Origin of the sequence: Aestuariispira ectoiniformans, from assembly GCF_025136295.1 — a bacterium.
Taxonomy (GTDB): domain Bacteria; phylum Pseudomonadota; class Alphaproteobacteria; order UBA8366; family Aestuariispiraceae; genus Aestuariispira_A; species Aestuariispira_A ectoiniformans.
This window is the reverse complement of the sequence record NZ_CP062788.1, coordinates 474,429-492,263: the sequence shown is the minus strand read 5'-3', so window position 1 is coordinate 492,263 and position 17,835 is coordinate 474,429. Positions and strand designations below refer to the sequence as shown.

Genomic DNA, 17,835 nt, shown 5'->3' with positions numbered 1-17,835 from the left:
GTTCTCGATAGGGTTGGTGGATGACGGGGCTGGAAATCATATTGGCGGTGGTGGTTGCGGTGCTGGTTCTGGCTGTCGCCCTGGGGGCATGGCGGTTTCGGCGGCTCAGCGGACGCTATGCCGAACGCTATGCGGAGGCCCCGGTCGGCGTGGTCTGGACCGAAAAGGGCAAGCTGCATGCCACCGATCTGGCGCTGGAATTCCTGCAGGTGGAGGAGCTGCCCGATCTCGCGGCGCTTACGGCCGCCCTGGCGGATGACCATGCCACTATTTTCGACAATGCGCTTGAGGCGCTGCGCCTCGACGGCACGTCCTTTTCGCTGACGCTCGATACGCGTGAGGCCCATTCCACCGTGAACCTGGAGGGGCGGCGCAGCGGCGATGAAATCATCATCTGGACCGACGATGCCACCACCACGGCCTGGCTGACGGAATCCTATGCCAAGGCCGAACAGGAGACCAATTTCTTCAGGGAATTCCTGGACCTGCTGCCGGTGCCCGTCTGGTGGCGGGAACCAAGGGAACTGACCCTGATCGGCTGTAACAAGGCCTATGCGGCGGCGATGGAACAAAGCCGGGAGGAAATCCTGGGCGGGGCCAAGGAGTTGGGCGCGGGCCATATCGGACAGCGCGGACGCGCCCTTGCGCGCAGGGCGCTGAAGGTGTCCGAACCGGTGTCGGAAAGCCATTATGTGGTGGTCGGTGGCAAGCGCCGGTTACTGGACTTCTCCGAGGCCGTGGTCGGCCCGGTTGGTGCGCGGATCGGCGGCTTTGCCCTGGACCGCACCGATCTTGAGGAGGGGCAGGCCCTGCTGGCCGCCCATGTGGCCGCCCACGACCAGGTGCTGGAAAACCTGGGGACGGCGATCATCGTCTTCGGCGCGGACAAGCGGCTCAAATTCTATAACCAGGCCTATTTGCGGCTTTGGGGGCTGGAGAGCGACGCGTTGAGCGGCGACCCCGGTTTCGGCGAAATCATGGAACTGCTGCGCAGCCGCCGCAAGATACCTGAAATCGTCGACTTCCCGGCCTACAAGCAGGAGCAGGAGTTGAAATTCGTACGCCTGCTGGAGCCGGAAGAAGAGTTGATGCATCTGCCGGACGAACGCACGGTACGCGTGGTGACGGCACCCCATCCGCTGGGCGGGCTGATGATGATGCTGGAGGATGTGACCGACCGCCTCGCACTGGAGCGGTCCTACAACACCCAGATCGCGATCCAGCAGACGACGCTGAACAACCTGTTCGAAGGGGTCGCCGTCTGGGGCAGTGACGGCCGTCTGCGTATCTGGAACAAACCGTTCCAGGAAATGTGGGGATTTGAGGAAGTCTTCCTCAAACGCGAACCCCATATCGGGGAGATGCTGGATTACACCCGCACCCAATGGTTCCACCGGGTGCCGGACGACCAATGGCAGATACAGCGCCAGACGCTGATTGTGAATTTCACCGAACCCAAACGCATGAACCGCCAGATCGACCGCATCGACGGGCGGAGTATCGACGTGGCCCATGTGCCCCTGCCCGACGGGCAATGTTTGGTGCTTTATTCCGACGTGACCGACACGGTGCGGGTGGAACGCGCGCTGGCCGAACGCAATGCGGCGTTCGAGAAGGCGGACCTGCTGAAGGCGCAGTTCATTTCCAACGTGTCCTATGAGTTGCGTACGCCGCTGAACGCCATCCAGGGCTTTGCCTCGATCCTGAGCAGTGAATATTACGGGTCGCTGAACGATCGTCAGGCCGCCCATGTCCAGCATATCCTGGATGCCGCCGACACCCTGATGGAACTGATCAACGACATTCTGGACCTGGCGACGATCCAGGCCGGATTCATTGATCTGGACCTGGGCGAATTGCCCCTGGACAAGCTGGTGACGCAGGCGATGGAGGCGGTGCGCCTGCATGCCGAGACACAGCATCTGACAATCGAGGTGAAAGGCGAGGTGCCGGAACAGGTCCTGCATTGCGATGCAGCAAGGCTGGTCCGTGCCCTGTCCAACATTCTCGATACCATGATCAGCTTCTCCCCGCGCGACCATATCTCCATCAGTGTTGCTGATTACACGGACAAGGTTCACGTCATCTTTGCAGGCCGTTATGGCGAGGATGAGGAGGAAGACCGGGAGCTTCTGTCCCGCCGGTTCAGCGGCAACGACCCGCACGCCCTGCGCACCGGCGCGGGGTTGAGCCTCGCGCTCGCCAAAAGCTTTGTCGACCTGCACAAGGGACAGGTCCTGCTCGATACCGATCACGGCGACGGCTTTGCCATTATCTGCGAGTTGCCGCGCCACAGCCTGGGGCCGGTCAAGTTGGCTGTTGCCGGGGCCAGTGCTCAGGATTAAAACCGCCTTATGACCCAATATCACACTGACGAGATGCCGTTGCTGGATGTGCCCCTGAACCGGGAGGCCGATACCGTCACCTTTGCCCGCGCGCTGGGAACGCTGCTGCGGCCGGGGGATGTGGTCTGCCTCTGGGGTGATCTGGGGGCCGGTAAATCGACGCTGGCCCGTGCCCTGATCCAGGGGCAGATGGGCGACGACACCGATGCGCCCAGCCCGACCTTCACACTGGTTCAGACCTATGAGGCGCCTGACTTTGATATCTGGCATTTCGACCTCTATCGCCTGGAAGACCCGTCGGAGGTTCTGGAGCTTGGGATCGAGGATGCCTTTGCGGAGGCTGTTTCCCTGATCGAATGGCCGGACCGGTTGGGACCCTACATGCCGTTGGAACGGCTGGACGTGGTGATCAGTCATGGCGCGGGCGACACAAGGGAACTGGCGCTTTATGCCCCGGCCTCTTTCGAGGCGCGCCTGCAACCGCTGGCGGGGCTTTTGTTGTGAGTGCCCGGATCAAAACCGGCATGGTGCTGGCCGCCGGGTTCGGCACCCGCATGCGTCCTCTGACCGATACAAAGCCAAAGCCCCTGATCCCCCTGATGGGGGAGCCGCTGATCGACTGGTGTATGGACCGGATGCGCGATCACGGGACCGAGAAGGTCGTGGTCAACGCGCATTATCTGGCCGACCAGTTGCAGGATCATTTCCATCTCGACCCGATGGTGACCATGGTCCATGAGACGGAAATCCTGGAAACCGGCGGCGGTGTGCTGAACGCCCTGCCGGAACTGGGCGAAGATCCCTTCTTTGTCGCCAATTCCGACGTGGTCTGGCTGGAAGGGCCGTCGCCCGCCATGAAACGCCTGGAAGACTTCTGGGACGATGAGACCATGGATGCGCTGCTGTTGTTACAGCCGACGGTGCGTGCCTTCGGCTATACCGGCTATGGCGATTATTTCCTGGACCCGCTGGGCAATGCCATCCGGCGGTCCGAAGGCGAGGTTGCGCCTTATCTTTTTACCGGCCTGCGCATTGTCCATCCGCGTCTGTTCGACGGCGAACAGCCCGGTGCCTTTTCCATGCTGCGCCTGTTTGACAAGGCAGAGGCCGAGGGCCGCCTGAAAGCGGTCGTGCATGATGGGGAGTGGTATCACCTGGGCACGCCGGAGGCGCTGGACGAGGCGGAAGACATCATCCGGCGCGGCCAGACCCGCAGCAACACCCGCTGACCGGGCCGGGAAGCATGGCCAGGGTCCTCAACATCAGCCGCACCCGGTCCTTCGTGGACGCGCTTGCCGCCGGTCTGTTGGCGGAGGTGGGGGATGACCCCCTGGCGCTTGCCGACATCACGATCCTTCTGCCGACAAGGCGCGCCTGCCGCGCCCTGCGGGAGGCCTTCCTGCGGCTGGGCGAGGGCAAGGCCATGGTCCTGCCGACCATGCGGCCTGTGGGCGATGTGGATGAGGAAGAGCTGTTGCTGGCCGGGGCAGGCAGTGCGGAACTGGGCGATTTCAGCCTGGAACAGCCGCCTGCCATAAACGGCCTGCGACGGGAATTGCTGCTGACGCGGTTGATCATGGCGCGGCCCATCGATCCGGAACGCGGCCAGATGCCGACCCCGGACCAGGCGGCAAGGCTGGCGCGGGAACTGGCCCGACTGCTCGATCAGGTGCAGGTTGAAGGCCAAAGCCTCGACAATATTGAAAATCTCGTTCGTTCAGAATTTTCTGAACACTGGCAACAAACGGTTGATTTCCTGGATATCCTGCGGGTTCACTGGCCGGTTATTCTGGACGCGGAAGGCTGTCTCGACCCGGCGGACCGGCGCAACCGCGTGATGCGGGCACAGGCCCTGGCCTGGGAGGCACAGCCGCCGAAAGGCCGTCTGATTGCCGCCGGTTCCACCGGTAGCGTCCCGGCAACCGCAGACCTGCTGGCCGTTATTGCCGCCCTTCCAAATGGCGAGGTCGTGCTGCCGGGGCTGGATCGGGATCTGGACGATGCGGCCTGGGATCAGGTGCGGTTTGACGAGACCCATCCGCAATTCGGCCTGGCGGGATTGCTGGCGCGGATGAATGTCGCCCGCGACGCGGTCGCCGACTGGCCTACGGGGCCGGGGGAAGGCCAGACAGCCTCGTCCCTGCGGGCGCAACTGGCGACAGAGGCCCTGCGTCCTGCTGCCACGACGGATGCCTGGCGAAATATCCATGATGTTGACCCGGCGGCGCTGGACGGAGTGTCCCGCATTGACTGTCCGACCGCCCATATCGAGGCGACGGCGATTGCCCTGATCATGCGTCAGGGGCTGGAAACCGCCAGCCAGACGACGGCACTGGTGACGCCGGACCGGACCCTGGCGCGGCGCGTGGCGGCGGAATTGAAACGCTGGGGCGTGCAGGTGGACGACAGTGCGGGCGTGCCGCTGCATATTGCGCCGCCTGCGGTCATGCTGCGCCTGTTGGCGGAGGCGGCGGCCCTGAACCTGTCGCCGGTCGCGCTTTTGGCCCTGTGCAAACATCCGCTGGTCGCCGGTGGGGAGGAAATCAGGACCTTCCGCCGTCAGGTGCGCCGGCTGGAGGAAAAGCTGCTGCGCGGCCCCCGTCCCGGCCCCGGCCTGGCAGGCATTCGTGCCGTTCTGGAGCAACGTCGCCGCGAAGAAAAAATCCGGCCTGAGCGGGCAGAGCAACTGGCTGATTTCCTGGGCAGGCTGGAAGACCTGCTGCGGCCCCTTGTGGCGGTGATGGCCCGGGAGACGGCCTCGCTGGAAGAAATGCTGGATGCCCATCTACAGGTGGCGGAGGCGCTTTGTGCTACCGACGGCGACAGCGGCAGCGACCGGCTCTGGGCCGGTGAGGCGGGCGAGGCGCTTGTCGTCTTTCTGGCGGACCTGCGCGAACATGCGGACCTGATGACGGATTTGCGGCCCCGCGACTATCCCACCCTGCTGGACAGTCTTTTGATCGGCCAGACTGTGCGGCCCCGCTATGGCCAGCATCCGCGCCTGTTCATCTGGGGGCCGCTGGAGGCCCGTCTGCAACGCGCCGATGTTACTATCCTGGGCGGGTTGAATGAAGGGATCTGGCCGCCGGAGGCCAAGGCCGATCCCTGGATGTCCCGGCCTATGAAACAGGCCATGGGACTGCCCCTGCCGGAGCGTCGCAGCGGTGTCACCGCCCATGATTTCGAACTGAATTTCTGTGCCCGCCGGGTGATCCTGACGCGCGCGGACAAGGTGGACGGCCAGCCGACCGTGCCGTCGCGCTGGCTGTCGCGTCTGGATGTGGTTCTGGACAAGGCCGGGCTAAAGAATGCGCTGCAGTCCGATCAGGCCTGGATCGACTGGGCCCATGATCTGGGACGGGCAAAGGGTCTTCCCGCAGCCATGCCGGAACCGCGCCCACCGGTCGAGGCGCGCCCGCGCAGGCTTTCGGTCACGCGGGTCGAGGCCTGGATGCGTGACCCCTATACCATCTTTGCGCAGAAAATCCTGAACCTGTCCCCGCTCGACCCGCTGGAAATGGAACCGGGTATGGCGGAGCGCGGCACCTTCATCCATGACGCGCTGGAAAAATTCGTCAAAGCCTTCCCCCATGATGTCCCGGTGGATGCGGAACAACAGCTTTTGCAGATCGGGGAGGACTGTTTTGGCGCGGCGCTGGGCCAGCCTTCGGTGCGCGCCTTCTGGTGGCCGCGTTTCCGGCGTATCGCCCAGTGGTTCGTGACGCTGGAACGGGACCGGCGTAAACAGGTTGCGAAAATCTTTACCGAAATCTGGGGCCGACTGGAGATGATGGGACCGGCGGGTGCCTTTGAGGTGAGCGCCAAGGCCGACCGTCTGGATCAGCTTGGCGACGGGACATTCGCCATTGTGGATTACAAGACCGGTTCGCCGCCATCGGATAAGACGGTGAAGGCCGGGATTGCGCCGCAGTTGCCCCTGGAGGCGGCCATTGCGGCGGCGGGTGGCTTTGACGGGATCGGTGAGGTAACCGTCAGCGAATTGGCCTTCTGGCAGCTATCTGGCGGCGATCCCGCAGGCAAGGAAAGCCCGGTCCGGGGCGATCCGATGGAACTGGCGCAGGTGGCGCTGGACGGATTGCGGGAACTGGTGACGCGCTTTGACGATCCGGCGACCGCTTACCGCCCGACACCACGGCCCAAATTCGCCAACCGCTATAACGATTACGAGCATCTGGCACGCGAGAAGGAATGGCGCGTCACCGGCGGGGAGGACGCGGAATGAGCGATCAACAGCTATCCCTGCTGGGCCCCGACCCCAATGTGATGCAGCGCCGTGCCTCGAACCCGGCGCACAGCGTGTGGGTGTCGGCCAGTGCGGGCAGTGGCAAGACCAAGGTTCTGACCGACCGCGTGCTGTCCCTGCTGCTGACGGGAACGCGGCCCGAACGCATCCTCTGTATCACCTTCACCAAGGCCGCCGCCGCGGAAATGGCGAACCGCCTGAACGGTATTCTGGGGACATGGGCAACCCTGCCGCAGCCGGAACTGTCGGATAAAATCGAAGACCTTCTTGATCGCCAGCCCGATGCGGAGACGGTCATCCTCGCCCGTCAGCTTTTTGCCCGCGTGCTGGATACGCCCGGTGGCTTGAAAATCCAGACTGTGCACAGTTTCTGCCAATCGCTCTTGGGGCGGTTCCCGCTGGAGGCCAATGTACCGCCGCAGTTCCAGGTCCTGGACGACCGCAGCGCCAGCGAGATGATGGCCCGCGCCCGCGATACCGTCCTGCGGGCCGCAGAAGGCGATACGCCGCTGGCCGATGCGCTGTATCAGGTGACGCGCCGCGCGTCGGAAGAACGCTTTGACGAATTGATGCGCCTGCTGACCTCGGAACGGGGGAGAATTCGCCGCCTTATCAATGCCAAAGATGGCGTTGATAAGGCCGTGGCCGCCTTGTTTACAAAGCTGGATGCCGATCCCCATCAGGGTGAGACGGAAGTGGTTGCGGCGGCCTGCGAGGAGGGGGTGTTCGACCGGACCGGTTTGCGCGACGCGGCGGAGAAACTGCTCAACGAGGGCAAGGCCAATGATATCAAGCTGGGCAAGAAGCTGGAAAGCTGGCTTGCCAAGCCGCTGGATGGCCGCATTGCCACCTATCAGGATTACCGCACGGCCTTTCTGACGGCGGAACTGGAACCGCGCAAGAACCTGATGGGCAAGCCCCTGCGTGAGGCGCATCCGGATTTGCTCACCGTGCTGGAACGGGAACAGGAGCGCGCGGTGATGACCCGCGATCGCATTCGCACCCAGGTAAGCGCCCAGGCCAGCGCCGGGCTGCTGCGGCTGGGCGAGGCGATGCTGCGCGCTTATGAGTTGGAAAAGAAGTCCCGCGACTTGCTGGATTTTGACGATCTGATCCTGAAATCCCGCGACCTGCTGACCGGTGACGATGCCAGTGTGGCCTGGGTGCTGTTCAAACTGGATGGCGGCCTCGATCACATCCTGATCGACGAGGCGCAGGACACCAACCCGGAACAATGGGAAGTGGTCGCCTCGCTTGCGGAAGAATTCTTCGCGGGTGAGGGACAGCGCGCGGAAGATGAGGTGGGGCCGCGTACGGTCTTTGCCGTAGGCGATGTAAAGCAGAGCATTTACAGCTTCCAGCGGGCCGACCCGGAGGCCTTCCGCCGCATGCGTGCGCATTTCGAGAAACGGGTGACACAGGCCCAACAGATCTGGGACATGGTCCCGATGGATGTGTCTTTCCGATCTACCGAGCCGGTCCTAAGGGCGGTGGATGCGGTCTTTGCCGGGGCGGAGGCGAAAGACGGCCTCGTTGCACCGGAAGAAACCGTGCGGCACACGGCCTGGCGTCGGGGTGAGGCAGGCCGGGTCGAGGTCTGGCCGCTGGTGGAGGCGGAAAAGTCGGAAGACCCGGAACCCTGGTCGCTGCCTCTGGAAAGCGAGATCGAACGCAACCCGAAACAACGTCTGGCCGATGCGCTGGCCGCCCAGATCGACGCCTGGATCGGCAGGGAAATGCTGCCCGCGAAAGGGCGGCCCATGCGGGCTGGCGATGTGATGGTCCTGATGCGCAGCCGGTCCAGTTTCGTGGATATGCTGGTGCGTGCGCTCAAGGCCCGCAACGTGCCGGTGGCGGGTGTCGACCGTATGAAGCTCAGCCAGCAGATCGGCGTGATGGACCTGGTCGTGCTGGCGCAGTTTCTGCTGATGCCAGAGGACGATCTGGCGCTGGCGACGGTTTTGAAGTCGCCGCTGGTGGGCCTCAACGACGATGATCTCTTTGTGTTGGCCTATGACCGGGGCAAGGGGCGCAGCCTTTGGGGAAGCCTGCAGGCGAAATCTGTGGAGAACCCCCGATTTGCCCCGGCGCGCAACTGGCTGGCGGCCTTGTTGAACAAGGCCGACTTCATGCGGCCGTTCGAGCTGTTCGGTGAGGTTCTGTCCTCTGTCTGTCCGGCGACCGACCGGCAGGAGACGCGGGAGCTCACGGGCCGCGAGGCCATGGTGGCACGGCTGGGTGTGGAGGCGGAGGACCCGCTTGAGGAATTCCAGTCCATGACGCTTGCCTATGAACAGGGCAATACCCCTTCCATGCAGGGTTTCCTGCACTGGTTCGCGGCGGGCGAGGCGGAAATCAAGCGTGACCTTGAGGCAGGCGAACGGGACGAAGTGCGGATCATGACCGTGCATGGTGCAAAGGGGCTTCAGGCCCCGGTCGTGATCATGCCGGATACTGTGGGCAAGCCGGAAATCGGCCGCAATGCACAGCTTTACTGGCTGACGGATGCACAGGATCACAGCGAACTACCGCTTTGGGTGATCGGCAGCGGCATGATCGAACATGAAGGCGCGAAGGCCCGCGCGGCAGCCGTTCAGGCGCAGGATCAGGAATATCGCCGTCTGTTGTATGTGGCGCTGACACGAGCGGAAGACCGGTTGATCGTCTGTGGCGCGGCAGGCGCGCGCAGCCCCCGGGCCGATTGCTGGTATAATCTGGTCTGGAACGGTCTGGAAACGGTCGCAAGGCCCGAGGAATTCGACCTTTCTGCCCTGACCGGGGAGGCCTGGCCGGGTACTAAGCTGGTGCTGGAAAGCCGTCAGGAACAGGCCGTGCCTGCGCCGGAGGAAAAACAGGAAAAGGCGGTTACTGCCACCCTGCCGGAATGGGCGCGGCGTCTGCCGGGCGCGGAACCGGTGCCGCCCAAGCCGCTGGCGCCCAGTGCGCCGGACGAGGAAGACCCGCCGGTCCGCTCACCCCTGGGCGACGACAGCCGCCTGCGGTATCAGCGCGGCATTCTGGTTCACCGCCTGCTGCAAAGCCTGCCAGACCTGTCCTCCGATCAATGGGACGGCGCGGCGCGGCGCTTTCTGGCGCAACCGGCCCATGGGTTGGCGGAGGCGGTGCAGGACGAACTGGCCCGTGAGGTGGTCGGGGTGCTGACCGATACGCATCTGGGCGGAATTTTCGGCCCCGGCAGCCGGGCGGAGGTCCCCATTGTCGGCCTGATCCGGGATGCCAAAGGCAAGCCCCAGGTGGTTTCCGGCCAGGTGGACCGTCTGGTGGTGCGCGATGATGGCGTTTGGGTCCTGGATTTCAAAACACTACGTCCTGCGCCGATGGAAATCACCCGTGTCCCGACGGCCTATCTAAAGCAGATGGCAGCTTACAGAGCGGTGCTTTCCCAGGTCTATCCGGGCAGGCCGATCCACTGCGCGCTGGTCTGGACGGAAGGGCCGCGCATGATGGTGCTGGACAACGCGCACCTTGACCCGATACATCAGGCTACCTAGATTTGATATCAGATGAACGACGCGCCGGGGTATACCCCGGGCATGAACCCGGACACGAGAGTGCCGCAAACGTGAAGGAATTGACAATGGCCACCGTGAAGGTCTCCGACGACGATTTCGACAACGCCGTCCTGGGCGCAGACAAGCCGGTCCTGGTTGACTATTGGGCTGAATGGTGCGGCCCTTGTAAGATGATTGCACCGGCCCTGGATGAAATCGCCAGTGAAATGAGTGACAAGGTCACCGTTGCCAAGCTGAACATTGATGAAAACCCGCATACGCCGACCAAATTCGGTGTGCGCGGCATTCCGACCCTGATGCTGTTCAAGGACGGCCAGGTGGTTGCCACCAAGGTTGGCGCCATGGCGAAAAGCCAGTTGGAACAGTGGGTAGAGTCGGTTCTCTGATCCGGCTTATCTCACCTAATCCAAATCAAGAGATGCCCCGCCGGATCGGCGGGGCATTTTTTTGTGCCTGATCATCAACCAACCAAAAGGGGAAGACTTATGATGATTTCCAAACCGGCCTCCTGGTGGGCTTACGACTTGACCATGTCGCAGGCAGCGGCGATAACGCCAACGCTTGAATTTGTATCAACCCATCAGGGAGTCCAAACCCCATGAGCGGGAGCAATCCTACCAATCGCATTTTCTCGGGGGTCCAGCCGACCGGCGGCCTTCACCTTGGCAACTATCTGGGCGCGATCCGTAACTGGGTCCGGCTGCAGAAAGATTACGAATGCATCTTCTGCGTCGTCGACATGCACGCGATCACCGTCTGGCAGGACCCGGTTGCCCTGCGGAAAGCGACGCATGAGGTCGCCGCGGCCTATATTGCCTGCGGTATCGATCCGGAAGAGAACATCCTGTTCCACCAGTCGGCCAACCCGAACCACGCGGAACTGGCCTGGATCTTCAACTGCGTTGCGCGGATGGGGTGGCTCAACCGGATGACCCAGTTCAAGGACAAGGCAGGCAAGAACCGGGAGAATGCCTCCACCGGCCTGTTTGTCTATCCGAACCTGATGGCAGCCGACATCCTGGCCTATAAGGCAACCCATGTACCCGTGGGTGAGGACCAGAAACAGCATCTGGAACTGACCCGTGATATCGCCACCAAATTCAACAACGATTTCGGTGCGGAAGACTTCTTCCCGCTGCCGGAACCGGTGATCCAGAAGGAAGCGGCGCGTATCATGTCCCTGCGGGACGGGGCCAAGAAGATGTCCAAATCCGACCCGTCGGAATACAGCCGCCTGATCATGACGGACGGCCCGGACGAAATTGCCCAGAAACTGCGTAAGGCAAAAACGGATCCGGAACCCCTGCCCAGCGAAATGGACGGCCTGGAAGACCGCCCGGAAGCCCGGAACCTGGTCAGCATCTATGCGGCCCTGCAGGATATTGACGACGCAACCGCGCTGTCGCGTGTCGCCGGCAAGCAGTTCAAGGACTTCAAGGAAGAGCTGACGGATGTGGCTGTGACCAAGCTGGGTCCGATCGGTGATGAGATGAAGCGCCTGATGGCGGCCCCGGACCATATCGAAGCCATCCTGCACAAGGGTGGTGAACGGGCCCGCGAAATCTCTGAGCCGATCCTCAGGGATGTCTATGATATCGTCGGTTTCGTCGGTCGCTGAAAATCGCCGCGAAATCGTGACCGTGCATTCGGTCGTCACGGCCGGGAAGGGGTGCATTAAACCTTTCCCGGCCGTTTTTATATGGGATAGGCCGGAATGTGCTGTTAAGTCACAGTAAATTCTCCGGCCTGTCTCATTTCCGAACTTGTAAAAATTCGGGCCGGGGCTTACCTGTAATCCATGTCCATACGCACCTATTTGGAAGACCGATGGTTTGACCTGCGCCAGCGTCGCGGCCCGGTGTCGAGCTCTACCCTTGGGAAGATTGCCGTTGGTATCGCGGTGATCGTGGCTCTCTATTACCCGATCGGTATGTTCGTCGTGCATAAGATCGACGACGACACGACGATGAAGGTGACGGTCAATCCGGGGCAGTCCCACACTGTTGCAACGGCGGTGGCGCTTCTCGACCGGGAGGTGAATGTCAACCGCTGGACACCCATGGATCCTTTCTTCCTGCCCGGTGCGGCGCTGGACAATATGCCGAATTTCCAGACAGGCATCGTCTACGCCATAAGCCGTTTCGCAATCGAAATGTCTGATCAGATCGGACGCGTGCGCGGTTCCTCCCAGGTGGACGAGGACCTGGACCAGGCGGCGGGCCTGTTGAAATACAAACCCGATGTCTGGGTTTACGACATGTCTGAATCCTGGTTGCCGCAACGCTCTTCCGCAGAGCAATACCGTCACGGGCTGGAGGCGCTGGCGCGCTATAACCAGCGTCTGGGCGAGGGCAATGCGGTTTTTGAAACCCGTGCCGACAATCTGATCGCGACTTTGGAGCGTATCTCGGCTGATCTGGGGTCGGCTTCGGCTGTGATCGACAATTCGATCAACGATCTCGGCATGTTCTCCTGGGATGCGGATGATGTCTTTTACCGGAACAAGGGGCGGCTTTATGCCTATTTCATGCTGCTGGAGGCAATGAAGGCGGACTTTGGTCAGGTAATCCAGGAAAAGCAGCTTACCAACGTCTGGGACCAGATGTTGAAATCCCTGCGTCAGGCGGCTGAGATGGACCCGCTCGTGGTTGTCAACGGCGCGCCGGACGGTGTTGTATTCCCGAGCCATCTGGCGGCACAGGGTTTTTACCTGCTGCGCGCCCGCACCCAGTTGCGTGAGATTTCCAACGTTCTGCTGAAATAACCGTCTGCGCTTGCGGCGGGGCAATGGTCCGATTTCGCTTTGGCCGAAATCAGGATGCTGGTAAGCTCCGCCAAAAGGTGCCGACGAAGAACACTGGTTATCTCCGATAATCAGACAGGGAGGATCGGTTACGTGAGTGACGCCGAGGTAATTAGAAAACCCGACGATGATGCGCGTGTTTTCCTCGTAGTCGTGGACAATTCCGAGGAAATGCAGAAAGCATTGCGTTTCGCCAGCCATCGCGCCCGGCACACCAACGGCCGCGTGGCGCTTCTTTATGTACAGGAACCAACCTCGTTCAGCCATTGGCTTGGCGTGGACGAATTGATGCGCGAAGAGGCCCGCGAGGAAGGCGAGGCCCTGTTGCAGGCACTTTCGGAGAAAGTGGAAAAACTGTCCGGGCAGATGCCGGTGGTCTATATCCGCGAAGGAGACCGCGGGGAGGAATTATTCGCCCAGTTGGAAGAAGACCCATCCATTTCCATCGTGGTCCTGGCGGCCTCCTCCAAAGGCGGTGAAGGGGCGGACCCGATCATCAGCCATCTGATCGGCAAGGGGCGCGGCAAGATGCATACCCCCTTTACCATCGTTCCCGGAACGCTGTCGGATGAGGAAATCGACGGGCTAAGTTAAGGGCGGGCCTCGAAAAACGCCCGGAAATCCTGCGATATTCGGGTGAAGGGCGCCGGGGGAAAAACTGTTTTTCAGGCCAAGTTTGTCGCAGTGGTCTTGATTCCATCCTCCATTTGGCCCATCTATCTGACGTCGTCGCATACCAGTTGAATGCGATGACGCTAACCGTGAACTAAGATACGGTTACGCCGCCAAGGCATGAAGAGGAAAGAATATGTTCATTCAAACCGAACAGACGCCAAATCCGGCCACCCTGAAATTCATCCCGGGCCGTGAGGTCCTGGCCCAGGGAACGGCAGACTTCCCGACCGCCGACGAGGCACAGGGGAAATCGCCATTGGCCGAACGCCTGTTTGAGCTGGACGGAGTCACCGGGGTTTTCTTCGGCTATGACTTTGTCACCGTCACCAAAGGCGATGCCCATGAATGGTATGTTCTGAAGCCTTCTGTCCTGGGCGTGATAATGGAGCATTTCACTGCTGGCCGCACTGTCATGTATGACAATGCCGTTGCCGATGCCCCGGCCCACAGCGGGGGCGAGGATGATGACGAGATCATTTCCCAGATCAAGGAGCTGCTGGATACGCGTGTGCGCCCCGCAGTGGCCCAGGATGGCGGTGATATCGTTTTCCACGGTTTCGAGGAAGGCGTGGTCTATCTGACCATGCGCGGCGCCTGTGCCGGTTGCCCCAGTTCAACCGCGACGTTGAAAATGGGGATTGAAAACATGCTGCGCCATTATATCCCTGAGGTTGTGGAGGTCCGCGCCACGATGTAGTCGCGCGGTAGCCGCGTCCGGCTGGACGCTGTTCCGGATTCAGGGTAAAAGTAATTCTGTGGCTGGCCAAAGGGGAGAGTTGGGCTGGCCAGAGTATCCCTGGCTGTGAAAGACGAAACGGCCGCCAACCTTTCCATATGGAAGGTCGGCAAGGGTTGCGGTTACTCAAATTGACGCAATTCGGCCTATGAAAGACCCGATTCCGCCCGAAAAGGGCCGCAATTGATTGTAACGAGTCACTTGCGTGGAAAGGGTCTTGGAGATTGGCAATAGCGGATTTAGAGCTATGACCGGTAAGACGAAAGAGACATCGAAACCGTCCCTTATGAAGGCGACCCGTCAGGCGTGGATTTTCCTCGTCATTGCCGGGTTGGGTCTGGGGCTGGCCGTTTTGACCAGTGTCCAGCCGGACGCGCCGAAGGTGGCCAGGGTCTACCTGCCGGAACAGGAACCGCAGCGCGTTTCCGCCCATACGGTGGAAAAGCTGAAGGCCCGTTTTGCACGGATGAACTATGACCTGAGTTCCCTGCAACAGGGCGACAGTCTTGTGGTGCCGCGGATCTGGTCGGACGCCGTGCCTGCGGATATGAACAAGATCCAGCAGGTCGACGAGCGCAAGAATGTTTTCGTTCACCTGATGGTGCCGCTGGTCCTGATGGCCAACGAGCGTATCGAACGGGATCGCCAGCGGATCATCAGCATTCGGGACGCGATGCGTGGCGGCGATCTGGTGGCGCAGGTGGACAAACGCTGGCTGGAACGGATGTATGAGGCCTATAAGGTCAAGCCGGGCCGGATGAACGAGCTTCTCCGCCGGGTGGATGTGGTGCCGGTGTCGCTGGCGCTGGCCCAGGGCGCGATTGAAAGCGGCTGGGGAACGTCACGTTTTGCCCGCGAAGGCAATGCGCTCTATGGTCAGTGGACCTGGGGCGACAGCAACGAGGGTATCGTTCCGGCCTCCCGCGAGGAAGGCAAGACGCATAAAATCCAGGCGTTTGACTCGCCGCTGGATTCCGTTGCGTCCTATATCCACAACCTGAATACCCATAACGCCTACAAGGAATTCCGGACCATGCGGGCCCAGATGCGCCAGACCCACAAGCGGTTGAGCGGCAAGGTCCTGGCCGAGGCGCTGTCGCGCTATTCCGAAAAGGGCTGGGACTATGTGCAGTTGCTCAAGGTGGTCATCAATGCCAACAACCTGACTGCCTATGACAAGGCGCGTCTTGCGGGCCGCCGCCTGGCGGTTATTCCCGAGGCCTGAAAGTGATGCTTTGCGCCATTGCAGGATGAAAGGACGCTTCGGCGTCCTTTTTTAATCAGACAAGCGGGGCGGAGGCCCCGGCACCGAAGAACAAACCCGCAATGGTCCGGTTGAAGATGCGTTTGCTGCGCCGGGTCTGGAGGATCGGCAGGATCATCTTCGACGACAATCCGTAAATGATCTTGCAGATCAGGTCCACAGTTGCCCAAGTGGCGACCATGACGACGAGCTGCGGGACGAGGTCGCGTGCCGGATCGACGAATTGCGGCAGGAAGGCAACAAAGAACAGAATGTCCTTGGGGTTGCTGACACCCAACGTGAAGGCCTGCAGGAACAGGGCGATCCGCCCGGCACGGGGCGACGGGCCCGCCTGACCGTCGGCATCTTCCACCGGCGCACGCCATGTTTTCACTGCCAGATAGATCAGATAGGCAGCGCCTGCATATTTGAGTGCCAGGAAGAGGTTCTCCGAGGCCAGGATCAAGGCACCCAGGCCGCTTGCCGAGGTGATCAGCAGGGCGGTTGATGCCGTGACGCCGCCGGCAAAGGCGGGCAGGGAGCGGACCATCCCGCGCCTGAGCGTGCTTACCACCATCAGCATGGACAAGGGTCCGGGGATCATGATCACCACGAATATTGCCGCGACAAAGGCGGCCCAGGTTTCCAGGCCCATGCGTCTCTCCCTGTTTTCGGTATACCTCTATGCTCTTAAGAGCGGCGGGCGTTGCCGTCAATGCGGCTTGGGGAAAAGGACTGTTGAACGTTGGCTGTCAAAGCTCTACCGCGTCGATATCCTGATGCGTCAGGTAACGGTTGTCCGTGGTGATCGACGCCATGGCGCGCTGCCCCTTGGTCAGCTTGTCATGGTAAAAGTGAATGGCCTCATCGAGGCGGTGGAAGGCCATCGTGAAACCACGGTCGATGCGGTCGTCGCTGGGGATATTATACCAGCGCAGCGTGGCGGGTTTTTCTAAATCCAGTTCCATCATGGCTATTCAGCGTAACGACTTTCATGTTCTTTGGCTATCAGTTGGATAACATTGGAAAATATAGGCTTTGTCACCGCCGGATTCCAGTGGTGGACCTTGTATGGCCTCGAAGGAGGCCTGGCGAAATTGCTGTTGAATGGCCAGGTCGTCCATTCCGCGCGCTGTGTCTGCGAAGATTTCCTCCACCAGGATCATCCGTCCGCCAGGCTTCAGGACGCGGCGGACTTCTGCGAGGGCGCCGGTCCGGTCCTGCCAGTGATGCAGTGAATTGATGGCGAGGGCCACATCCACGCTGTCGTCGGGCAGGGGGATCGCTTCTGCTCCGGCGGTCTCAAAGCGGATGTCGTGATGCTGTCGGTGGTTTTGGGACTGTTTGGCGGCAACTTGAACCATTTCCGGCGACGGGTCGATGCCGATGGCCTGCCCGCTGCTCAGGAACCGGCAGGCATGGCGCAGGGCAGACCCGCTGTCGCATCCGATATCCAGAACAGTCTCAGGCCCCGTCAATTCGGCAAAGTCGACGGCCATATGGTTGAACGGGTGTTCGCCATAGTGCCAGACATACCAATGGACCAGTTCCTTGTCCCAGGGCTTGCCGGGTTCGGGAGGCGACGGCAGAGCCGTTTCGTCAAAATCATCCATGTCGTTTTCCAATTAGTTAGGCAAACTGACTTGTACGTCAAAAATTTTAGAGCTTTTCGCGAAGCCTGTGCAGCAGGACTTCCAGTTGGGTGGTTTCTTCCGGTGAGAGGACCTTTTCGATTTTGCGGGCAAGGTCTTCATAGACAATTGCCTCATAGCGAAGCGCGTCTTCCGCCTTTTGCGTCAACACCACATGCTGGGCCCTGGCATCGTATTGGCAGGGAAAGCGGTCCACCAGGCCCCGTTTTTCCAGTTTGGCGACGGCGGCGCTGGCCGACGCCTTCCTTACGCCCAATATGTCGGCAAGATTGTTCAGATGGGCGCCGTGATGGTCCTCATCCCCGTCATTGGCCAACTGTCCGCCATTCAGGCGTTGCAGGGCGCGCAGATATTCATACTCGCTGTGGCTGAGCTGGCCGGGGCGGACGCCGCCTCTGCTCCAGGAGTGGCTCAGCAGTCGATGCAGGTGGTCCAGGGACTGAATTAAGGTCATGGTTGCCCTAATAAGTAAGTTTGACTAACTAAATAAATCAAATGACGGATTTGTCAACAAAGCCAAGGAAATTTGCGGTCTCGGCTTCGGTACCACTAAATCTGCTTCGGGTGTCGTGGACGATGCCCGC

The 17,835-nt window shown here is 61.1% G+C and carries 15 protein-coding genes; 11 read left to right on the top strand and 4 right to left on the bottom strand.

What is annotated here, in order from left to right; translation table 11 throughout:
- Positions 1–20 precede the first annotated feature (20 nt).
- The 11 genes from IF205_RS02365 (at position 21) to IF205_RS02315 (ending at position 15,581) form a co-directional block, all read left to right on the top strand.
- Positions 21–2,345, top strand: a complete 2,325-nt coding sequence (locus IF205_RS02365) for a sensor histidine kinase (RefSeq protein ID WP_259781687.1) — start codon at positions 21–23, stop codon at positions 2,343–2,345.
- A gap of 9 nt (positions 2,346–2,354) precedes the next feature.
- The gene (tsaE, locus tag IF205_RS02360; protein WP_259781686.1) at positions 2,355–2,849 is read left to right on the top strand and encodes a tRNA (adenosine(37)-N6)-threonylcarbamoyltransferase complex ATPase subunit type 1 TsaE; all 495 of its coding nucleotides are present in this window, start codon (positions 2,355–2,357) and stop codon (positions 2,847–2,849) included.
- Positions 2,846–3,574 carry a nucleotidyltransferase family protein gene (locus IF205_RS02355; protein ID WP_259781685.1) on the top strand — a complete coding sequence of 243 codons (729 nt, stop codon included), beginning with the start codon at positions 2,846–2,848 and terminating at the stop codon, positions 3,572–3,574. Before tsaE ends, IF205_RS02355 begins: the two co-directional genes overlap by 4 nt.
- A 14-nt stretch (positions 3,575–3,588) precedes the next feature.
- On the top strand, positions 3,589–6,588 hold the full coding sequence (gene addB, locus IF205_RS02350; RefSeq protein WP_259781684.1) for a double-strand break repair protein AddB: 3,000 nt from the start codon (positions 3,589–3,591) through the stop codon (positions 6,586–6,588).
- Positions 6,585–10,121, top strand: a complete 3,537-nt coding sequence (gene addA / locus IF205_RS02345; RefSeq protein WP_259781683.1) for a double-strand break repair helicase AddA — start codon at positions 6,585–6,587, stop codon at positions 10,119–10,121. Before addB ends, addA begins: the two co-directional genes overlap by 4 nt.
- An 86-nt stretch (positions 10,122–10,207) precedes the next feature.
- Positions 10,208–10,528: a thioredoxin TrxA gene (gene trxA / locus IF205_RS02340; protein WP_259781682.1), complete on the top strand. Its 321-nt coding sequence runs from the start codon at positions 10,208–10,210 to the stop codon at positions 10,526–10,528.
- Positions 10,529–10,740: 212 nt separating this feature from the next.
- Positions 10,741–11,760, top strand: a complete 1,020-nt coding sequence (gene trpS / locus IF205_RS02335; RefSeq protein ID WP_259781681.1) for a tryptophan--tRNA ligase — start codon at positions 10,741–10,743, stop codon at positions 11,758–11,760.
- A 180-nt stretch (positions 11,761–11,940) separates the two neighbouring features.
- Entirely contained in the window at positions 11,941–12,906 is a 966-nt protein-coding gene (locus IF205_RS02330; RefSeq protein WP_259781680.1) for a DUF2333 family protein, read from the top strand.
- 132 nt (positions 12,907–13,038) lie between these two features.
- Entirely contained in the window at positions 13,039–13,539 is a 501-nt protein-coding gene (locus tag IF205_RS02325; RefSeq protein WP_259781679.1) for a universal stress protein, read from the top strand.
- 214 nt (positions 13,540–13,753) lie between these two features.
- Positions 13,754–14,317 (top strand): NifU family protein, encoded by a 564-nt coding sequence (locus tag IF205_RS02320; protein ID WP_259781678.1) that lies wholly within the window; start codon positions 13,754–13,756, stop codon positions 14,315–14,317.
- Between the two features lie 286 nt (positions 14,318–14,603).
- Entirely contained in the window at positions 14,604–15,581 is a 978-nt protein-coding gene (locus IF205_RS02315) for a glucosaminidase domain-containing protein (RefSeq protein ID WP_259781677.1), read from the top strand.
- Positions 15,582–15,636: 55 nt separating this feature from the next.
- Here IF205_RS02315 and IF205_RS02310 read toward each other — a convergent pair whose 3' ends face one another.
- The 4 genes from IF205_RS02310 to IF205_RS02295 form a co-directional block, all read right to left on the bottom strand.
- The gene (locus tag IF205_RS02310; protein ID WP_259781676.1) at positions 15,637–16,254 is read right to left on the bottom strand and encodes a LysE family translocator; all 618 of its coding nucleotides are present in this window, start codon (positions 16,252–16,254) and stop codon (positions 15,637–15,639) included.
- A 97-nt stretch (positions 16,255–16,351) separates the two neighbouring features.
- Positions 16,352–16,570: a hypothetical protein gene (locus tag IF205_RS02305; protein ID WP_259781675.1), complete on the bottom strand. Its 219-nt coding sequence runs from the start codon at positions 16,568–16,570 to the stop codon at positions 16,352–16,354.
- A gap of 21 nt (positions 16,571–16,591) precedes the next feature.
- Entirely contained in the window at positions 16,592–17,212 is a 621-nt protein-coding gene (locus IF205_RS02300; RefSeq protein WP_259781674.1) for a class I SAM-dependent methyltransferase, read from the bottom strand.
- Positions 17,213–17,258: 46 nt separating this feature from the next.
- Complete coding sequence (locus IF205_RS02295) at positions 17,259–17,705, bottom strand: MarR family winged helix-turn-helix transcriptional regulator (RefSeq protein ID WP_259781673.1); 447 nt, start codon at positions 17,703–17,705, stop codon at positions 17,259–17,261.
- Between the last annotated feature and the right edge of the window lie 130 nt (positions 17,706–17,835).